This window comes from Actinomadura bangladeshensis, assembly GCF_004348335.1.
Classification (GTDB): domain Bacteria; phylum Actinomycetota; class Actinomycetes; order Streptosporangiales; family Streptosporangiaceae; genus Spirillospora; species Spirillospora bangladeshensis.
The window spans coordinates 1-1768 of the sequence record NZ_SMJW01000519.1 but is presented as its reverse complement, the minus strand read 5'-3'; the positions used below and the strand labels follow the sequence as shown (position 1 = coordinate 1768).

Annotated in this window: 1 protein-coding gene; it reads right to left on the bottom strand. The window is 72.5% G+C overall.

What is annotated here, in order from left to right; all coding sequences use genetic code 11:
• Positions 1-1768: AMP-binding protein (locus tag E1284_RS40510; protein WP_131945407.1), on the bottom strand; the 1768-nt coding region annotated here is incomplete at both ends.

Below are 1768 nucleotides of genomic sequence, written 5' to 3'. Positions count from 1 at the left end.
GGGTGGGGCGTCCTTGTGGAGGACGGCGTCGTAGCGGTGGCGGGTCAGTTCGTTGTGGCGGGTGCCGCGTTTGATGAGGATGTCCACGCGAGTCGGGCCGTCCAGCGCGGTGAAGAACGCCGGGTCGAGGAGGAGTTCCTTCTCCATCCGGACGGCGCGTTCGATGGTGTCCGGGTCGGCGGTGCCGCGGCCCAGGTGAATCGCGGCATGCAGGTGGCGGACGGTGCGCAGGTCGCGGACGTCGCCGATGAACAGCGCCCCGCCGGGGGCGAGGAGGCGCATCGCCTTGGCGATGACGTCCTGGAGGTAGGCGGCTCCCGGGAAGTACTGGACGACCGAGTTGATCACGATCGTGTCGAAGTGGGCCTCGGGCAGGCCGGTGGTGTCGTGGGCGGGGCGGCAGCTCAGCCGGACGGCCGAGTCTTCGCCGAGGTCGTGCCACCCCTGAGGGGACGACCCCTCAGACCCCCCGGCGGCTTCGCCGAGTTCGTGGCGGAGCTTCTCGATGACCGGTTCGGAGAAGTCGGTTCCCCAGTACTCCTTGCTCTCGGGGGCGAGGCGGGTGAGCAGGAGGCCGGTGCCGACGCCGATCTCCAGGACGCGGCGGGGGCGGAGCGCGCGGATGCGGTCGACGGTCGTCTCGCGCCATTCGCGCATGGCGTCCAGGGGGATGGGGGCGCCGTCGTAGCTGCTGTCCCAGCCGGTGAACTCCTCGGTGTGGACGACCGTGCCGACCTCGGTGTACTCGGCGTCGTAGATCTGCCGCCACTCGGCGAGCCGCTCGTCGGCGGCTCCCTCGCGGGTGCCGTCCGGGACGATGTAGCCGACGAGGCGCTTCACGCCGGGGACACCGGTCTCGGCGGCGACGACCGCGGCCTGCCCGACACCGGGTTCGGCGGCCAGCGCGGTCTCGATCTCCTCCGGCTCGACCCGGTAGCCGCGGATCTTCACCTGGTCGTCGGTGCGGCCGAGGAAGTCGATGTTGCCGTCCGCGCGGACCCGGACGAGGTCGCCCGTCCGGTACATGCGGCCGCCACCGGAGGGATCGGTGCAGAAGGGGTCGGCGACGAAGCGCTCGGCGGTCAGGTCGGCGCGGCCGAGGTAGCCGCGCGCCAGGCCGGCGCCCGCGATGTAGAGCTCGCCGGGCGCGCCCGGCGGGACGGGCCGCAGCCAGCCGTCGAGGACGTAGCCGCGGGTGTTCCAGATCGGCGTGCCGACGGTCGGGGCGGCGCTGTCCTCGGTGCCGCCGCCGAGCGCGTTGATCGTGTACTCGGTCGGCCCGTACAGGTTGTAGCCGAGGACGCCGTCGGCCTCGGCGAGCCGGTCCCACACGGAGGCCGGGACGGCCTCGCCGCCGAGGAGGACGAGCGGCGGCCGGTGCCCGCCGTCCAGGAGCCCTTCGTCGAGGAGCTGCTGGGCGTAGGTGGGGGTCACGTTGATGACGTCGATGCGGTGCCGGCGGAGGTAGGCGGTCAGCGCCTCGGCGTCGCGGCGCAGGTCCTCGTCGCAGACGTGGACCTCGTGGCCCTCGATGAGCCAGAGGAGCTCCTCCCACGACATGTCGAAGGAGAACGAGACGGTGTGCGCGATGCGGAGGCGGCGGCCCGCCGAGGCGACCACCGGGTCGAAGATGTCGGCGCGATGGTTGAACTGCATGTTGGTGAGGCCGCGGTAGGGCGTCACCACGCCCTTGGGCCGTCCCGTCGAGCCGGACGTGTAGATGACGTAGGCGGGGTGGTCGAGCCGGCCCGGGGTGCCGGGGGCGAAG